15 protein-coding genes and 1 tRNA gene are annotated in these 17,056 nt (G+C 53.1%); 6 read left to right on the plus strand and 10 right to left on the minus strand.

All coding sequences use genetic code 11. The features are described 5' to 3' along the window. Positions 1 to 43: 43 nt before the first annotated feature. The 4 genes from rho to PHN51_10740 all read right to left on the minus strand — a co-directional run bounded on the left by rho (position 44) and on the right by PHN51_10740 (position 5,209). A complete protein-coding gene (gene rho, locus PHN51_10725) occupies positions 44 to 1,768 on the minus strand; it encodes a transcription termination factor Rho (GenBank protein MDD2819250.1) in 1,725 nt (574 codons plus the stop codon). 153 nt (positions 1,769 to 1,921) lie between these two features. Then, the gene (gene thrB, locus PHN51_10730; protein ID MDD2819251.1) at positions 1,922 to 2,839 is read right to left on the minus strand and encodes a homoserine kinase; all 918 of its coding nucleotides are present in this window, start codon (positions 2,837 to 2,839) and stop codon (positions 1,922 to 1,924) included. A gap of 3 nt (positions 2,840 to 2,842) precedes the next feature. Beyond that, positions 2,843 to 3,901 carry a threonine synthase gene (gene thrC, locus PHN51_10735; GenBank protein ID MDD2819252.1) on the minus strand — a complete coding sequence of 353 codons (1,059 nt, stop codon included), beginning with the start codon at positions 3,899 to 3,901 and terminating at the stop codon, positions 2,843 to 2,845. A gap of 3 nt (positions 3,902 to 3,904) precedes the next feature. Beyond that, positions 3,905 to 5,209 carry a homoserine dehydrogenase gene (locus PHN51_10740; GenBank protein ID MDD2819253.1) on the minus strand — a complete coding sequence of 435 codons (1,305 nt, stop codon included), beginning with the start codon at positions 5,207 to 5,209 and terminating at the stop codon, positions 3,905 to 3,907. A gap of 210 nt (positions 5,210 to 5,419) precedes the next feature. On the opposite strand from PHN51_10740, the gene PHN51_10745 reads away from it, so the two are divergent. Further along, on the plus strand, positions 5,420 to 6,166 hold the full coding sequence (locus PHN51_10745) for an aquaporin (GenBank protein ID MDD2819254.1): 747 nt from the start codon (positions 5,420 to 5,422) through the stop codon (positions 6,164 to 6,166). 62 nt (positions 6,167 to 6,228) lie between these two features. Here PHN51_10745 and lysA read toward each other — a convergent pair whose 3' ends face one another. Both lysA and argS read right to left on the minus strand, forming a co-directional pair. Further along, complete coding sequence (gene lysA / locus PHN51_10750; GenBank protein ID MDD2819255.1) at positions 6,229 to 7,548, minus strand: diaminopimelate decarboxylase; 1,320 nt, start codon at positions 7,546 to 7,548, stop codon at positions 6,229 to 6,231. A gap of 31 nt (positions 7,549 to 7,579) precedes the next feature. Further along, on the minus strand, positions 7,580 to 9,232 hold the full coding sequence (argS, locus tag PHN51_10755) for an arginine--tRNA ligase (GenBank protein MDD2819256.1): 1,653 nt from the start codon (positions 9,230 to 9,232) through the stop codon (positions 7,580 to 7,582). A 274-nt stretch (positions 9,233 to 9,506) separates the two neighbouring features. Between argS and PHN51_10760 the strand changes: the two genes are divergently transcribed. Further along, positions 9,507 to 9,710 carry a cold-shock protein gene (locus PHN51_10760; protein MDD2819257.1) on the plus strand — a complete coding sequence of 68 codons (204 nt, stop codon included), beginning with the start codon at positions 9,507 to 9,509 and terminating at the stop codon, positions 9,708 to 9,710. A 265-nt stretch (positions 9,711 to 9,975) separates the two neighbouring features. Further along, on the plus strand, positions 9,976 to 10,713 hold the full coding sequence (locus PHN51_10765; protein MDD2819258.1) for an aquaporin: 738 nt from the start codon (positions 9,976 to 9,978) through the stop codon (positions 10,711 to 10,713). A gap of 6 nt (positions 10,714 to 10,719) precedes the next feature. Here PHN51_10765 and PHN51_10770 read toward each other — a convergent pair whose 3' ends face one another. Together PHN51_10770 and PHN51_10775 are read right to left on the minus strand one after the other, a co-directional pair. After that, positions 10,720 to 11,634 carry a polyphosphate kinase 2 family protein gene (locus PHN51_10770; protein MDD2819259.1) on the minus strand — a complete coding sequence of 305 codons (915 nt, stop codon included), beginning with the start codon at positions 11,632 to 11,634 and terminating at the stop codon, positions 10,720 to 10,722. Beyond that, complete coding sequence (locus PHN51_10775; GenBank protein MDD2819260.1) at positions 11,627 to 12,481, minus strand: YihY/virulence factor BrkB family protein; 855 nt, start codon at positions 12,479 to 12,481, stop codon at positions 11,627 to 11,629. The genes PHN51_10770 and PHN51_10775 overlap by 8 nt, the downstream gene beginning before the upstream one ends. Before the next feature lie 49 nt (positions 12,482 to 12,530). Between PHN51_10775 and PHN51_10780 the strand changes: the two genes are divergently transcribed. Both PHN51_10780 and PHN51_10785 read left to right on the plus strand, forming a co-directional pair. Further along, a tRNA-Arg gene (locus PHN51_10780) sits at positions 12,531 to 12,606 on the plus strand. 27 nt (positions 12,607 to 12,633) lie between these two features. After that, the gene (locus PHN51_10785; protein MDD2819261.1) at positions 12,634 to 13,314 is read left to right on the plus strand and encodes a queuosine precursor transporter; all 681 of its coding nucleotides are present in this window, start codon (positions 12,634 to 12,636) and stop codon (positions 13,312 to 13,314) included. Positions 13,315 to 13,334: 20 nt separating this feature from the next. Here the strand turns inward: PHN51_10785 and tgt are convergent, their stop codons facing one another. Then, the gene (gene tgt / locus PHN51_10790) at positions 13,335 to 14,585 is read right to left on the minus strand and encodes a tRNA guanosine(34) transglycosylase Tgt (GenBank protein ID MDD2819262.1); all 1,251 of its coding nucleotides are present in this window, start codon (positions 14,583 to 14,585) and stop codon (positions 13,335 to 13,337) included. Positions 14,586 to 14,649: 64 nt separating this feature from the next. Here tgt and PHN51_10795 point away from each other — a divergent pair, with 64 nt between their 5' ends. Further along, a complete protein-coding gene (locus PHN51_10795) occupies positions 14,650 to 16,125 on the plus strand; it encodes an alpha/beta hydrolase (protein MDD2819263.1) in 1,476 nt (491 codons plus the stop codon). On the opposite strand, the gene PHN51_10800 is transcribed toward PHN51_10795, so the two are convergent. After that, a complete protein-coding gene (locus tag PHN51_10800; protein ID MDD2819264.1) occupies positions 16,122 to 17,036 on the minus strand; it encodes a PAC2 family protein in 915 nt (304 codons plus the stop codon). The genes PHN51_10795 and PHN51_10800 overlap by 4 nt on opposite strands. Between the last annotated feature and the right edge of the window lie 20 nt (positions 17,037 to 17,056).

A 17,056-nucleotide genomic window follows, 5' to 3' on the forward strand; every position in this document is an offset into this window, starting at 1 on the left:
AATCCGCGAAATACGGACCAAGGGGCCAGTGGGGTGAAGTCTTTTAGTCTTCTTCGCCAGGAAGGCCACCAGAACCTGGGGTGGTCTTCATGATCTGGCTCATGAACTCAAAATTCGTCTTGTTCTCACGAAGTTTTGAGAGCAACAGTTCAATTGACTGCTGCTGATCCAGAGCGTGGAGCACCCGACGAAGCTTCCAGACCACCTTGAGCTCATCAGGAGCCATGAGGAGTTCTTCCTTACGAGTGCCTGACGCATCAACATCAACTGCTGGGAAGACTCGCTTATCCGCAAGGCGACGATCCAGCTTGAGTTCCATGTTGCCGGTGCCCTTGAACTCTTCGAAGATCACTTCGTCCATTCGGGAACCGGTTTCCACGAGCGCTGTTGCCAAAATCGTGAGCGAGCCACCATTTTCAACGTTGCGTGCCGCACCGAAGAACTTCTTAGGCGGATACAACGCCGTGGAATCCACACCACCGGACATGATGCGACCAGAGGCTGGAGCAGAGAGGTTATACGCACGACCAAGACGAGTCATCGAGTCGAGCAACACCACCACATCGTGACCGAGCTCCACCAAACGCTTTGCACGCTCAATAGCCAACTCAGCGATGATGGTGTGATCTTCGGCAGGACGGTCGAATGTTGAAGCAATCACTTCACCCTTAATCGACCGCTGCATGTCCGTAACTTCTTCAGGGCGTTCGTCAACAAGAACAACCATCAAGTGAACTTCTGGATTGTTTTCAGTGATCGAGTTTGCAATCGACTGCAACACCATGGTTTTGCCAGCCTTTGGCGGAGAAACAATCAAGCCGCGCTGACCCTTACCAATTGGTGCAACCAGGTCGATCACACGCGCAGTGAGGTTTGTTGACTCGGTTTCAAGGCGCAAACGCTCTTGTGGGTACAACGGGGTGAGCTTTGAGAACTCAGGACGATTGCGTGCAGCCTCGAGTTCGCCACCATTGACGGTGTCAATGCGCACGAGTGGATTGAATTTTTCGCGACGCTCGCCTTCACGTGGCTGCTTTGTTGCGCCGGTAATTGCATCACCCTTGCGAAGGCCGTGTTTGCGCACCATCGAAAGCGATACGTACAAGTCGTTTGGACCAGGCAGGTATCCGCTTGTGCGCACAAATGCATAGTTCTCGAGCACATCAAGAATGCCTGCTACTGGCACAAGAACATCGTCTTCGTGGATTTCGATATCCGCTTCGCTGTAACCACCATTGTTGCGGTTGCGATCGTTGCCGCGAGGGCGTTCACGGAAACGGTCATTGCGATTGCGGTTGCGGTCATTGCCGCGATCATTGCGGTCATTGCGATTGCGGTTGCGGTCATTTCGATCGTTGCGATCACCTGCTTCACGCTCACCGCGATCATTGTTGTCTTCACGAGGCGCGCGATCTTCACGAGGCGCGCGATCCTGCGATGGTCGACGATCACGATTTCGCTCTTCACGCGGAGCGCGCTCTTCACGATCCTCACGAGGGGCACGTTCTTCACGAGGAGCGCGCTCTTCACGAGGGGCACGGTCTTCACGCGGAGCGCGCTCTTCACGAGGGGCAGCTTTTTCTGCGGCCGCGGCACGTGGGGCACGAGTTGAAGTTTGGTTGGCAGAGATTGCCGCCACAAGGTCACCCTTGCGCATTGCGTTGGCACCAGAGATGCCCATTTTGTTGGCCATGGCCTTGAGCTCAGGCAGCAACATTGACGAGAGGCTTTCACCGCGTGGTTTACGGGCGGCCGTTGATTCAGTCACAAATTTCCTTTGATTCGGATGATTCTCCAGATTGAAGCCGAACAATGATTTGACCGGATTCTCAAAAATTAATGTGCGGAGCTTTGGTTGAGGAAGAACGTCAGCTGTGTACCCGCGGAGCTGGAGATAGGGAAACTATATCACGGAGGTGCGTTACAGGGTGGAAACCGGGGAAATATGCACACCTTGTCGCGAAACTTCGCGCTGGCTCACTTGCCACTGCTCCCCTGCCGCAATCGCTACCTTCGCACTATCGAAACCGGTACCAAAGACCAACACAGTTGGACCGGCCCCTGAAATCACCGCAGGCAGCCCTTGCGCACGCAGTACATCAACGAGTTCCATCGATTCGGCATAAACCGATCTGCGAGCATCTTGATGCAGATGATCTTGAGTTGCTGGCAACAACAGCGACGGCTCATTGGTGAGCGCATGGACGAGTAAGGCAGCTCGTGAGATATTGAATGACGCGTCTGCGCGAGAAACTGTTGGTGCTAAAGCACTTCTCGCATGTGAAGTTGGAACCTTGAAAGCCGGTACAGCTGTGATCGGCACAATCGATGCGTGAACGTTGTGACGAACGCTTTGTGCACGATCATCTTCAAGCCAAGCATTAGTAAACCCGCCGTATAACGCAGCAGCCAAATTATCGGGGTGTGATTCAAGTTCAAGCGCAACGTTCAAAAGCAAAGGATCTGGGAGGAGGTCATCACCTTCAACAACCATGGCACGGGCTAAGGCCAAGCCACCGATGATTGCCGCTGCAGATGAACCAAGACCGCGCCCATGTGGAATGACGTTGGTACATCGCAACACGAAACCAGTTGGCCGAACCTGCATGGCTGCAAACCCCAAGGCCATCGCCTGAACTACCAGGTTGCTTGCGTCGCATGGGACCTCTTGAATCCCCTCGCCTTCAACTTCGACAAGGACACCTTCATCCTGTGTCACCACACCTGCCAGGCGGTCATAGGAATTCAGCGCGAGCCCTAGGGAATCAAAGCCAGGGCCCAAGTTTGCGCAGGTAGCCGGCACATTGAGGCTGACAGGTTCTGCGCGAAAAGAAGACATGAGTTAAGCCAGACCCAGTGCCTGTGCTGCCGAATGCGCATCCACGGGAACAACGACAGGAGCCTTGGCTCCCTCCATTGCCCACTGGGTGTCTTTCAAACCGTTGCCAGTCAGCGTGCACACCACGAGTTGACCCTTATCTAGCTTGCCCGCCGCGTGGAGTTTCAACAATCCAGCAACACTGGCCGCTGATGCCGGCTCACAGAACAAACCTTCCTTGCTTGCAAGCAGATGATATGCAGCAAGAATTTCCTCATCAGTTACCGCGTTGATCAAGCCACCAGAATCATCGCGTGCTGCAATTGCGTAATCCCATGACGCTGGATTACCAATACGGATCGCTGTTGCAATGGTTTCTGGATTATTCACTGGTGCGCCGTACACAAGTGGCGCAGAGCCTTCGGCCTGGAAACCCCACATGCGAGGTCGCGATTGTGAAACGCCATCAGCCGCATACTCGCTATAGCCCTTCCAATACGCCGTGATGTTGCCCGCATTACCCACGGGCAAGCAATGAATATCTGGGGCCTTGCCAAGCATGTCGACGATTTCAAAGGCTGCTGTTTTTTGGCCTTCAATTCGCGCAGGATTCACGCTATTAACAAGTGCCACCGGGTATTCGTCCGCTAAGCCTCGTGCCAACGTCAAACAGTCATCGAAGTTTCCTTCAACTTGCAAAATTGTTGCGCCATGCACGATCGCTTGAGCCAATTTGCCCATGGCGATCTTGCCTTCAGGAATCAGGACCGCGCTGACCATTCCGGCCTTAACGGCATAGGCAGTCGCCGAAGCACTGGTGTTACCGGTCGAAGCACAGATCACTGCTTTAGCGCCATCTTCAGCGGCCTTTGAAATTGCCATGGTCATTCCGCGGTCCTTGAACGAACCCGTGGGATTGGCACCGTCGTACTTCAACCAGACTTCACAACCGGTCATTTCGCTGAGCACGCAAGCAGGAACGAGCGGCGTGCCACCTTCACGCAGGGTGATTACTGGAGTATTCGCAGAAACCGGCAAACGATCCCGATACTCCTCGATAAGTCCACGCCAAAGATGTGCCACTGATTACGCCCCTGCCTCACCCTCGACTCGCATCACACCAACAACAGCCTTCACTGTTGAGAGTTTGCGAAGTCGATTGACTGTGTCTTGCAATGCCCCATCACTTGCTCGGTGAGTACGAACAATGAGTCCGGCACCTTCACCGTGTCCGTCTTGGCGAACAACTTGAATGCTCACCCCTGCATCGGCAAACGCCTGTGCGATGCTTGCCAGTGCACCAGGGCGATCAACAACATCAAGATTGACGTAATAGCAAGTTGATGCCTCGCCTATTGGAAGCACTGGGTACTGCACGTCAGCACTTTCGCCCCACCCAGTTGAACCAGTGAGTCGATTGCGCGCTGCAACAACGACGTCACCGAGAACAGCGGATGCTGTTGGTGCCCCTCCTGCGCCTCGCCCATAAAACATTAACTCGCCAGCCGCTTCAGTTTCAACGAACACCGCGTTGAAAGCATCGCGCACGCTGGCAAGTGGGTGTTCTTTGGGAACCATTGTTGGGTGCACGCGAACAATCACACCGCTGTCATCGGGCATGCGTTCAGCAATTGCAAGGAGCTTGATCACGCATCCCATGTTTTTAGCAGCACGGATATCTTCAATAGACACGTTCGAAATACCTTCGCAAAAGACATCTTCGCGCGTGACATGCGTGTGGAAGGCAAGCTCGGCGAGGATCGCAGCCTTCGATGCGGCATCGTGGCCTTCAACATCGGCCGTGGGGTCAGCTTCTGCATAACCAAGCCCTTGGGCCTCTGCGAGTGCATCCGCAAATGAAGCGCCGTCCTCTTCCATTTTGGTCAAAATGTAGTTCGTAGTGCCGTTCACGATGCCCATGATTTTGGTGACGTGATCACCTGAGAGCGATTCTTGGAGTACGCGCACAATCGGAATTGCGCCAGCAACTGAAGCCTCGAAGAAAATATCGACGCCTTCAGCTTCAGCAGCTGCGTACAACGATGCGCCATCAGAAGCCAATAAGGCTTTGTTCGCGGTGACCACACTCGATCCAGACTTGATCGCAGCCATAATCAATGACTTCGCTGGTTCGATGCCGCCGATCAGCTCTACCACGATGTCGGCGCCTGACGTGGCCACTGCCATGGCGTCATCAGATAAGTACTGCGGGTCGATGTCACGCACTTTTGATAGATCGCGGACCGCGACCTTGGTGAGCTTCAACGAAGTGCCCATACGGATGTGCAGATCGGTATCCCTGTCGGTCAGCAGGCGTGCGACCTGAGTACCAACCGTGCCTCCACCCAACACTGCCACCGTGACGGGACGAGGGGCGCTTTCGGTAGACATGAGTACTCCATATGGGCGGGTCGGACGTCATAGCCTCTCAGGTCCACCCACTCATCCGCGCATCGGTGGGGGGCGATTCCTGACCAAGACCTCCCATTTTGTCCCCTAAGTCTGGGTCAAGATCAGTCACCTTGAGCGCGCATCCCACACCTTTCCCCCACGAATCCCTAACGTGCGCCTCATAACTTCCCCCTACTTAGGAGTCGTGACATGAATCAACTCACCAGGAAACTCATTGCTGAAGCAGTGGGCACCTTCCTATTGGTCTTCCTTGCAGTGGGCGCTGCTGTCTTTGGCATTGCTGCCAAAGTCGGCACCGACGGCAATGGCCCAGGTAACGGCGTCGTGGGCGTGGCATTGGCTTTCGGCCTGGTTCTGCTTGGCATTGCCTACGCATTCGGCCCAGTATCTGGCGCTCACGTCAACCCGGCAGTCACCTTGGGCATGCTCCTTGGACGTCGAATGCCAGCAGGTGAGGCAGTCGGTTACTGGATCGCACAGTTCGTTGGCGCAATTGCAGCTGGTGGCGTCTTGAAACTCTTCGTTTCAAGTTTTGGGGTTACTGACTACACCGGAGCACTGGGCACTAACGGCTACGACAACGGCGCAATCAACGGCACTGGTGCTTTCGTTCTTGAAGCACTCCTCACTGCCGCATTCGTGCTCGTCATTCTTTTAGTCACTGAGCGCGTGGCTGCGCCAGGCTTTGCGGGTATCGCCATTGGTTTGACTTTGACACTCGTGCACTTGGTTGGCATTCCATTGACTGGCACCTCAGTAAACCCAGCACGTTCATTTGGACCTGCACTGTGGCAGGGCGGCACAGCGATGAGCCAGGTGTGGCTATTCATCCTTGCGCCACTCGTTGGTTCAGTTATTGCAGTGATCGTATGGAAGCTCACCCGCACAAGCGATGCGGAGCAAGAATCACTTGTTGCTGGCTCAGAGCGCGAGTAACACAACACATTCAAAGTGGGCTGGACTTCATCGAAGTCCAGCCCACTTTGTTTTATAAAAAACTATTGAGCACCAGGATCCAGCATCAACATGTCTTCAATGGTTTCTCTACGAAGCACCACAGTTGATGATCCACCCATCACACCAACCACTGCAGGCTTTGGCAAATAGTTGTAGTTCGATGCCATCGAGCGACAGTAAGCACCTGTCGCAGCTACGGCCAAGAGATCACCTGGAGCTAAATCTGAAGGTAAGTAAGCCTCGCGAATCACAATGTCTCCAGATTCACAATGCTTACCAACAACACGAACCAACATTGGTTCAGCTTTTGAGGTTCGAGATGCAAGTTCCACGGTGTATTGAGCGTCGTATAAAGCCGTACGAATGTTGTCGCTCATACCGCCGTCGACGGACACGTACGTGCGCACGCCGCCATCAATAACAACAGGTTTCACCGTTCCCACTTCATAGACCGTGACACCTGCGGGCCCAACGATTGCTCGACCTGGCTCAAAGGCAAGAGCGGGGACGGGCAAATTGTGCTGTGCACATTCACGCGTGACTACGCCCGCGACATGTGTGGCCAAGTCGCCAATTACAAGCGGATCATCGGAAGGCAAATAGGCAATGCCCATGCCGCCACCAAGATCGAGTTCAGCAACGTCAATGACCTGATCGTCTCGAAGCCGGGCAACAAACGCCACGATGCGTGTTGCTGCTTCTTCAAAACCATCGGTATCAAAAATCTGCGATCCAATATGTGAATGCAAGCCACGAAATTCCAATGATGGCAATTTCACGATTCGGCGAATAGCTTCTTCGGCAGCACCAGATGAAACAGAGAACCCAAATTTTTGATCTTCATGCGCAGTAGCGATGAACTCATGGGTATGTGCTTCAACACCAATAGTCAGGCGAACCAACACTTGCTGCACAATGCCTGCACGAGACGCCGCATCGGCGACGCGAACAATCTCTTCAAAGGAATCGACGACAATCCGAGCAACGCCCGCTGCCATTGCCATTTCAATTTCAGTCATGGATTTGTTATTGCCGTGCAATAACAGGTCAGCTCCTGGAACACCTGCATGAAGTGCGACAGCGAGCTCTCCACCCGAGGCCACATCTAGCCCTAGGCCCTCTTCGTGAACCCAGCGCGCAACTGCCGTGGAAAGAAAAGCTTTTGCTGCGTAATAAACCTTGCGAGCTCCCACGCTTTCGGCCGCTTCACGATAAGCACCAGCTCGTGAGCGGATATCTGCTTCATCCAGAAGGAAAAGCGGTGTTCCAAATTCGGTGGCGGCATCGCGAACATCAACTCCACCAATGCTGAGTGCACCATCGGAGTCTCGAGTAGCCGATAGCGGCCAGACATTGGACATGTTGAAAGGTTAGGGCATCGAAGAAGCGAAATTACATTCGCTCAGGTGCACTGACACCCAGAAGTGCCAAACCATTCGCCAAGGTCTGGCGGGCAGCTGCACATAGCCACAGCCGTGCAATGTGCTCAGGCGTGATTGCTTCATCGCCGCGAGGCAACACACGGCAAGCATCGTAGAAACGGTGATATCCGGCGCCTAACTCCTCAAGGTACCGAGCAACACGGTGCGGTTCACGCAACTCTGCTGCACTTGCCACGATGCGTGGGAACTCACCAAGCGCGCCCAAGAGTTCGTTTTCACGCTCATGCGAAAGCAGACCTGGATCAAATTCCGCTGCGGCCCAATCAATGTTGAGATCAGCCGCATTGCGCAACACAGACGCTAATCGAGCGTGTGCGTATTGGACGTAATAGACCGGGTTGTCATTCGTGCGTTGGGCAATGACTTCAAGATCAAGGGTCAATGGTGAATCAACTGGGTAGCGAATAAGTGAGTAACGTGCAGCGTCAACCCCAACTTCTTCAACGAGCTCTTCAAGAGTGACGATATTTCCTGAACGCTTGGAGAGTTTGACTTCTTCCCCACCTTTAGTGATTTTGACGAGCTGACCGATCAAGACTTCAGCAGCACTCTTATCGTCACCATTGCATTGCGCTACGGCTTTCAGGCGATTCACATACCCGTGATGGTCGGCACCGAGAAGGTAAATACAAATATCGAAACCACGATCACGTTTATTGACGAAATATGCAGTATCCGAAGCAAAATACGTGTATTCGCCATCAGCCTTAATTAGTACGCGGTCTTTGTCGTCACCGAATTCTGTTGTGCGCAACCAAGTAGCACCTTCATGCTCAAACACATGACCCTGCTTGCGTAATTTCGCAAATCCAGTTTCAACCGCGTTCGACTCGTGCAGTGCACGCTCAGAAGACCACACATCGAAATGTGTATTAAAGAGCGCCAACACTTGCTGCTGCTGATGCAATTGACGCTTGTAGGCCGCCTCACGGAAGCCAGCAAGTTGCTCATCTTCAGGTAGGTCAAAGAGCTCAGGTTCTTCTGCCTTGATTTGTGCAGCAAGATCCACGATGTACGCACCGTGGTAACCGTCTTCGGGTACGGGCTGCCCATGCGCTGCAGCCATGACCGATGCACCGAACTTATCCATCTGCACGCCGCGGTCATTGATATAGAACTCTGACGACGTTTTCGCACCCGCTGCCGCTAAGACGTTCGAGATGGCGCTGCCAACGGCCGCCCAACGGGTGTGACCCAAATGCAAAGGCCCCGTGGGATTCGCGGAAATATATTCGACGTTGATGACATGGCCAGCAAGCGCAGTGTTGTGACCAAATGATGCACCTTGCGAAACGATGCTTCGAGCAAGTTCGCCCTGTGCTGCGCTATCAAGACGTATATTTATGAACCCTGGTCCAGCAATATCTGTTGAACTCACTCCAGCCACAGAATCGAGTTTGGCTGTAATCGCTTCAGCGAGTACTCGCGGCGCAATGCCGGCGGGCTTGGCAAGCGTGAGAGCCACATTCGTGGCGTAGTCGCCGTGATCGCGATTCTTAGGACGTTCAACATGCACCACATCAGGCACTTGGATCCCAATGCCATCGGCCGCTACTTCGACCAACACTTGTCGAATGGCTATGGAAAGAGCGTCTGGAGTCACCGCGTGAGCGTACCCAGTGACCAGGATGTGAGCCCAAGCCACGCTCCGTAATCGATATTCCTAGGGGGATTGCATTTGCAGATGTGACCTAGGGCACTATGCTTTTTCTCAGGCAAGGCCGCATCAAGTACCAGCGTTCGACCGTGCCCGATCACTTCTGTGATGGGCACACAGGTTTCTTGGCACACGCAAGGAAACGGAACAAAGGGTTGTGGGTTGCGCCCCATGATGAGCGAAGTGTTCATCATGTTGTTCCGTTAGGAGAAATTGCATTATGGCTCAAGGAACCGTGAAGTGGTTCAACGCTGAAAAGGGCTTCGGCTTCATTGCTCAAGCTGAAGGCGGCCCAGACGTCTTCGTTCACTTCTCAGCAATTCAGTCCGATGGCTACCGCAGCCTCGAAGAAAACCAGTTGGTTGAATTCGATGTGGTTCAGGGACCAAAGGGACCTCAGGCAGATGCGGTTCGCGCAATCTAGCTTTGAACACGAAGAAGGGCTTCCACCGTGGGGTGGGAGCCCTTCTTCTTTTCGACCCTCATCCCCCGATTCGAGTCTGATGCAATCCTGCGCGAAAGCGCTACGTGGACCAAGCTCAATTTCTCCACCTGTGGATATCCTGAGAGTTATTGGCCATATGTGTGGACAACTGAAGGGCTTACTTCGATGACGACTACAGAACAAAACGACCACACACTCATTTACGGTCTGCCTTCTACGGTTGTTCGCGCGATCACCAACTTCGATGACCCTCGTCAAGAGTGGCGCCGTCTTTTTTTCTGAAAGCTTCGGAACGTTCTTCCTCGTGCTGGTAGCAGCAGGCGGCGCCATGATGGCTGCTCAGTTTGACGGCGCGGTGGGTCGAGCAGCAGCGGTCACCGCTCCAGGGTTGATGGTGACGGCCATGATCTTGTTTATGGGCAAGGTTTCCGGCGCCCACTTCAACCCTGCGGTAAGTCTGGCCTTTGCCGTTCGTGGCGATTTCCCTTGGCGCAGAGTCCCGGGCTATATCGCAGCTCAGTTCATCGGCGGGCTACTTGCCTGTTGGTTCTTGCAAGCCGTGGTGAACGTTTCAGCTGTGAAAGGCGGCACGTATCCAGCAAGCAACACATCTGACATGTCAGCATTCTTAATGGAAACCGTCCTCACTCTTGGCTTAGTGAGCGTGATTCTTGGTACTGCTTCTGGCGCACAAAATATTGGGATCATCGGAGCCCTAGGTGTCGGTTCGTACATCGCTCTCGCCGGGCTTTGGGCCAGTCCATTGTCCGGAGCTTCGATGAATCCCATCCGTAGTCTGACGCCAGATGTCATTGCCAACGATTACGCGCACTACTGGGTCTACCTCGCGGGCCCTTTGCTCGGCGCACTTATTGCCGTCATCGCGGCATTCATACTGCGAGGACGTGGCGGCGGAAAATCTGGCTCTGAGGCCGCCCAAGGAAATCTCTTTACTCAGATCGGCGATCCAAACAAGGCTTAGTTGGCATTACTCAGATACGAGATGTTCGCGAGCTGCAATCAACTCGGCTCGCGTGGCAGTGTCCACATCCGGGTAATGAGGATCTATATCTTCAAGCGCGTGCAAAATGATGCCACTAGTAATTAATCTCGTTGCCCATTTGTGATCCGCGGGCACCACGTACCAGGGCGCCCACTTTGTGCTCGTTGCACTCAACATGTCAGAAAAAGCACTTCGGTATTCATCCCAATGTTCTCGTTCGTGTAGATCAGCGGGAGAAAACTTCCAGTTCTTTTCTGGTTCATCAATGCGCTGCAAGAAGCGCTTGCGCTGCACATCTTTGGAAAGGTTCAAGAAAATTTTGACTATTGCGGTGCCGCTATCAACGAGATGTCGTTCCCAATTGTTGATGGCTTCATAGCGACGCACCCAGAGTTTTTCTCTTGGAACGCTGCGATCGGCTGCCGGCCAGATCAAATCAGGATGCACTTTAGTGACCAGCACGTTTTCGTAATGCGACCTATTAAAGATCGCGATCTTGCCAAGAGGTGGCAATGCAACCTGATGGCGCCAAAGGAAATCGTGGGCCATTTCCAAATGCGACGGTGCTTTAAATGAATGGACATCCACACCCTCGGGATTCAAGCCACTCATCACATGCTTAATCGTTCCGTCTTTGCCGGCAGCATCGGTTGCTTGGAACACCACGAGCAAAGAGCGCGAACTCTCTGCATAGAAACGATCCTGCAGCACAGTCATTTCATCAATGACCTGTTGAAGAGCGTCAACGCTTGTTTCTTTGTTGAAATCCTTTGGCGTTACCGCCGGATCAAAATCCTTATCGAGATCAACTTTCTCGCCAGGTTTCACCAAGAAACTCTCAACGATGCGATGCCAACGCTGCCTCGTGAGGAGCTCTTGCTTCTTTGTCACATCAGACATGGACGCGTTCCCCCTGCTTATTGAGATACATCTGAGCTTCAGCACCGAGCAACACACCGATGAACGAGAAGTACAACCACAGCAAAATAACCATAGGTGCACCGAATGCTGCGATCGTTACACCAATGGTTGATGAAAACCCGACATAGATTCCTACTCCGATGCTGGCACCTAACAGCCAGACGGCTACCAGAATCGCGATCGGCGAACGCCAATTCACGAGGCCTTTTTTACTAGGCGCCCACTTATAGAGTCCGATCACCGCACACCAGACGATCGCTAGATAAATCAGCCAATCAATTATGGCGATTCCGGTTGAGAACTGGAATCCATCGATTCCAAAGGCACTCAAGACTCGCGGCAATAACGTGAGCACTACCAAGATGGCAACGATCAGCAAGAGACCAATCAAAGTGATCACAGCGTCGCGTACCCGCCCAAACAAACCATGACGCTCACTGGTGAATCCAAATGAGCGATCAAGCGCCATTCGCAATGCCATGATGGCCTTGGATGACGCGTAAATTGCGACGAAGAAACTTGCGATAGACGTGATGGTCAACGCGCCTACTGACGCTCCAGTCATAACATTGAGAATCGATTCAACGGAGGTATGGAAATCACTTCCATTGCTTGGAATTTTCTCGACGATGGCTTCGATCGCGGCTTTAGTGCGTTCGGGTCCAATAACTGCGCCGGTGACTGAACCGATTACCACGGCAGCCGGAGCGATAGCTAACAATACGAAGTAGGCCATTCCACCGGATGCCAGGGAACCTTGATGGGTTCCATAATCTCCAAAAATGGCTTTGGCTGGCTTCATCACTGCCGAAATTTTCAGGCTCACCTGCCTATGGTCTCAGCATCATGCTCCGCTGCTAGCCTGACACTCGTTTGCCTCCGTAGCTCAGGGGATAGAGCGCCGGTTTCCGGTACCGAAGGTCGCAGGTTCGAATCCTGCCGGGGGCACCACGTACGTCAGAAGAAAGGAAGAGCGAGATGACGGTGACCACGCCAAATCGTGTGCATTTCGCTTCAGTCACACAGAGTTACTACCCGCTCATCGTCGGGGTTTTTGTCAGTATCCTCATCATTTCCAATATTGCGGCCACAAAACTCATCTCTTTTGGCCCGGTAATCGTTGATGGTGGCGCATTTCTTTTTCCACTGGCCTACATCATCGGAGATGTTCTCAGCGAGGTGTACGGCTGGAAGGCCGCTCGGCGCGCAATCGTTCTGGGCTTCGCTATGGCAATTTTGGCGGCCATCACCTTTTGGGTCGTTCAAATTTCTCCCATCGCAGATGGGTACGAGTACCAGGCTGCGTTCGAAGCCGTACTCGGATTTGTTCCACGCATCGTGCTGGCTTCAGTCTGTGGCTATCTCATCGGCCAATTACTCAACTCCTATGTACTGGTCAAGATCAAAGAACGCACAAAAGAAAAGCACCTGTGGGCCCGCCTTATCGGGTCAACCATTGTTGGAGAGTTCGCTGACACCGTGGTGTTCTGCACTATTGCTTTCTACGGAATCATCACCGGGGCCGAGTTTGCGAACTATGTGATTGTCGGTTACTTCTACAAAACTCTGCTCGAAGTTGTGCTGCTGCCAGTCACGTATCCGGTTATTGCCTACATCAAGCGTCGTGAACCAACATACGAACTCGACACAGCTGCCTGACGACTCGCTTCTGCAGGGGGCTATTCCGAGTCGTGACTTGTGTTGCGATTCTTATTCGAATGGAATCGCCCTAGGAATTCTTCCTTGAATTCGAAGAAGGTACCGGCAGGAATGCTCGCACGAATCTGATCCACCAAGCGAACAATGAATCGCTCATTATGGATTGTGGTCAACGTCGCAGAAAGACGTTCATGTGCTTTGAACAGGTGATGGATGTAGGCGCGGGTGTAATGCGCACAGGTGTAGCAATCGCATTCATCATCAATTGGTCGGAAATCTCTTTTATATGGCGCATTGGTGATGTGGAATCGTCCGTCAGGGTGCAAAACAGTTCCGTTACGTGCCATGCGGGAAGGGGCAACACAGTCAAAAGTATCCGCCCCCGCTTCGACCGCATTGAAGAAATCAACGGGATCACCGATGCCTAACAGGTGGCGAGGTTTATTAACCGGCAGTTCCTCACAGACCCACCCCACGATTGTGCCGAGCTGGTCTTTTTCAAGTGCGCCACCTATGCCAAAACCATCGAATTCCAAACTGGCCATTTGTTGTGCAGCTTTTCGACGCAGGTCTTCGTACTGAGCTCCTTGCACCACACCCCAAAGTTCTTGATACGGACGATGTGATCGTTCAACAGTGAGCCGTTGATGTTCTGCAACACACCGCTTGGCCCATTCAAAGGTTCGTTCCAGCGAACGCTCTTGATAATCACGCGTATTCATCAATGTGGTGCATTCATCGAATGCAAAAATGATGTCAGCACCTAACTGGTGCTGTACCTGCATGGCAACTTCAGGGGTAAATCGATGCAACGTTCCATCAATATGAGATTTGAAGGTCACCCCATCATCGTCAACGTGCGCCATACGATCTTTTCCAGGCGCAATCACTTCGTCAGAACGAACAGTTTTTGCATCCATCGCCAAGATTTTTTTAAAGCCCACCCCGAGACTAAGGACCTGAAAGCCACCGCTGTCGGTAAATGTTGGGCCGGACCAATTCATAAACGCACCGAGCCCGCCGGCCTCATCCACCACATCGGGACCTGGCTGCAAATACAAGTGATACGCATTGGCAAGAAGCGCCTGCGCACTGAGCTGGGTCATCGATTCAGGCAATACGGCCTTGACCGTGGCCAACGTGCCCACAGGAATGAATGCGGGTGTCTGAATCTGACCATGCGGCGTGGTGATCGTGCCCGTGCGTCCGAGCATGTCTGTCGAAGCATGGTTTGCTAGGGCGGCATGCACCTCAAAGGTGGGCTCAGTCATTGAGCCATCTAAGCAAATGCGAGTGCTCGTTCACGCCTCGGCCAACATGACGTACCGTGATCATGTGAAGCGACTCGCATTTGTCAGCGCATTGGCACTCGTTGCCAGTTCGTCTGTGCTGTTTGGCACTGCGCATGCAAGTCCACTTGATTCGTATCTGAATCAGCAACTGACTTGGCTGCCGTGCAATCTCGGCGAATGCGCCACCTTGCGTGCGCCACTTGACTACGCAAATGTCAGCTTGGGTGATATCTCCATCGCACTCAGTCGCACCAAACACACCGGCACCAATTTCCAAGGCTCCCTCATCGTGAACCCTGGCGGGCCTGGCTCGCCCGGCCTGGATTTCGCAAAGTACGTTGCGCGAGATATTTCTCCCGCCTTGGTTAAGGAATTCGACATCATCGGATTCGATCCTCGAGGGGTAGGCAAGTCAGCCCCCGTCACGTGCATGACCGCTAAGCAAACGGCAACTTGGCTTTCGATGGATTCAACACCTGACACTCGCGTTGAGGTGGCATCCATGATGAAAGCGGCATCCAGCATTAGTGCCGGCTGCTTGCAGTTCACTCCCCGCATTGCCCCACACGTGGGCACACCCTCTGCTACGCAAGACTTGGAATTGCTGCGCTCAGCGCTTGGCGAAGAGAAGCTGAATTGGCTCGGCTTCTCCTACGGCACTTCGCTGGGTACTTCATATATTCAGGCGTATCCACATCGCGTCGGTCGCTTCGTGCTCGATGGCGCGGTGGATCCTTCATTGGATTCAATGAAACTCTCATTGGGTCAAGCCAAAGGGTTCCAACGGGCTTTCCAAAACTTTGCTCAAGACTGCCTTGATCACGCACCCTGTTCTTTGGGATCTTCACGAAGGTTGATTAACTCCAAGGTCAATGCATTGTTGTCCCGAATTGATTCTCATCCGATGCGTACCGACTACGGCGCCGCACTCACACAATCCCTTGGAACGGGCGCAATTTTTACGGCGATGTATTCCACCGACATGTGGCCATTGCTCAACGACGCTTTGGTGCAAGCCTCAACTGGAAACGGAACTGGGCTTCTTGAACTCGCTTGGATGGGCTCTGACCAGACGGGCCCAACGACCTTCGGTTCAAATATTCATTCGGCGTATTACGCAATTGATTGTTGGGATCTACCTGCAGCGCCAGGTGCTGCCGGATTAGCTAAGGCTGCCAAGCAATGGGCACGTGGGGCGGCAATCCCCGAGATGAGCCAATCGATGTCATGGGGTAACGCTCCATGCTCGTCCTGGTTTGCACACAACCCCGTGCTCCCCGCAGCGGCGACTAGCACTACGAGTGCCCCAATTCTGATTATTGGCACACGCTTTGATCCAGCTACCCCATACGCCTGGTCTCAGGCGCTTTCACAGCAACTCCCTACCAGCATGTTGTTGACATATGAAGGAAATGGCCACACAGCCTTTGGCACAGGTTCGCGCTGCATAGATTCCGCGGTAAACGAGTACCTACTTCGAGGAACAATGCCCGCAACTGGCAAACGCTGCGTTGTTTAACCTTGTGCTGAGCCATCTTCGGCATCAAGGTCACGCAAGAACGATTCGAACTGGGCCGCTAGTTCATCGCCTGTTGGGACATTCTCAGGCTCTGTAAATACAGCTCCATTGTCGGTACTGTGAACTTGATCGTATTGATGTTCCAAGGCAGCGACGACTGTTGTGAATTCATCGTTACCTTCAAGTTGCTCTTCGATTTCTGACGTTGCTTTTTCGGCAAGTTCATCCAAACCATCGGCTGCCAATGCCAGACCTGTAATCATGCTCAAGCTATTCAACAATGTCTGAGCGCTTTGCGGGTATTGAAATTGGGCCAAATAATGCGGAACCTGTGCGGTGATGCCCATTGAGTCAAAACCCGCTTGGGCAAGATGGAATTCCAACATGGCACCCATATGACCAGGAACCTCGACGTCGCCCACCTGCGAACGAAAGCCTTGTACGAGTGCAGGGTCTGAACCATGAACGGTAATGCCGATGGTGCGTGTGTGAGGGGCAGGCCAAGGGATACCCGAGGTTGCAACTGCAAGGCGGATGTTCATTGTCTTGCCAAGATGCGTCACCGCTTTGATGAATCTCATCCACTGGTAATCGGGCTCTGGCCCCGCTAACAACAAGAATCGAGTTCCTTCGTCATCGATAACCTCATGTAATTGAATCGCTGGAATATCGACACCAGTGAAGTGATCAACAGAATAGGAAAGAATTGGTCTGCGGGCACGGAAGTCCATCACTTCATCAACATCGAACGTCGCAATCAAGTGATGCTCGTAAGTTTCGAGAATGTGATCGATCATCATGCGCACTGCGCCACCTGCATCGACATATCCGGTGAAGGCATGAATCAATACTGGCGCATCATCAAATGTAGGCATTTGATGAACGGTGTACATCTCTTCCGGCGCCCGCACAGGATCTCCTCTTAACGAAA

It is taken from the genome of Candidatus Nanopelagicales bacterium (genome assembly GCA_028687755.1).
GTDB lineage: Bacteria > Actinomycetota > Actinomycetes > S36-B12 > S36-B12 > UBA11398.

What these genes read in the sequence shown, in the direction of transcription:
- thrB (MDD2819251.1), bottom strand. Translation starts at nt 2,839, where the DNA reads ATGTCTTCTTTTCGCGCAGAACCTGTCAGCCTCAATGTGCCGGCTACC.
- PHN51_10740 (MDD2819253.1), bottom strand. Translation starts at nt 5,209, where the DNA reads ATGTCTACCGAAAGCGCCCCTCGTCCCGTCACGGTGGCAGTGTTGGGT.
- PHN51_10745 (MDD2819254.1), top strand. Translation starts at nt 5,420, where the DNA reads ATGAATCAACTCACCAGGAAACTCATTGCTGAAGCAGTGGGCACCTTC.
- lysA (MDD2819255.1), bottom strand. Translation starts at nt 7,548, where the DNA reads ATGTCCAATGTCTGGCCGCTATCGGCTACTCGAGACTCCGATGGTGCA.
- PHN51_10760 (MDD2819257.1), top strand. Translation starts at nt 9,507, where the DNA reads ATGGCTCAAGGAACCGTGAAGTGGTTCAACGCTGAAAAGGGCTTCGGC.
- PHN51_10765 (MDD2819258.1), top strand. Translation starts at nt 9,976, where the DNA reads ATGACCCTCGTCAAGAGTGGCGCCGTCTTTTTTTCTGAAAGCTTCGGA.
- PHN51_10770 (MDD2819259.1), bottom strand. Translation starts at nt 11,634, where the DNA reads ATGTCTGATGTGACAAAGAAGCAAGAGCTCCTCACGAGGCAGCGTTGG.
- PHN51_10785 (MDD2819261.1), top strand. Translation starts at nt 12,634, where the DNA reads ATGACGGTGACCACGCCAAATCGTGTGCATTTCGCTTCAGTCACACAG.
- tgt (MDD2819262.1), bottom strand. Translation starts at nt 14,585, where the DNA reads ATGACTGAGCCCACCTTTGAGGTGCATGCCGCCCTAGCAAACCATGCT.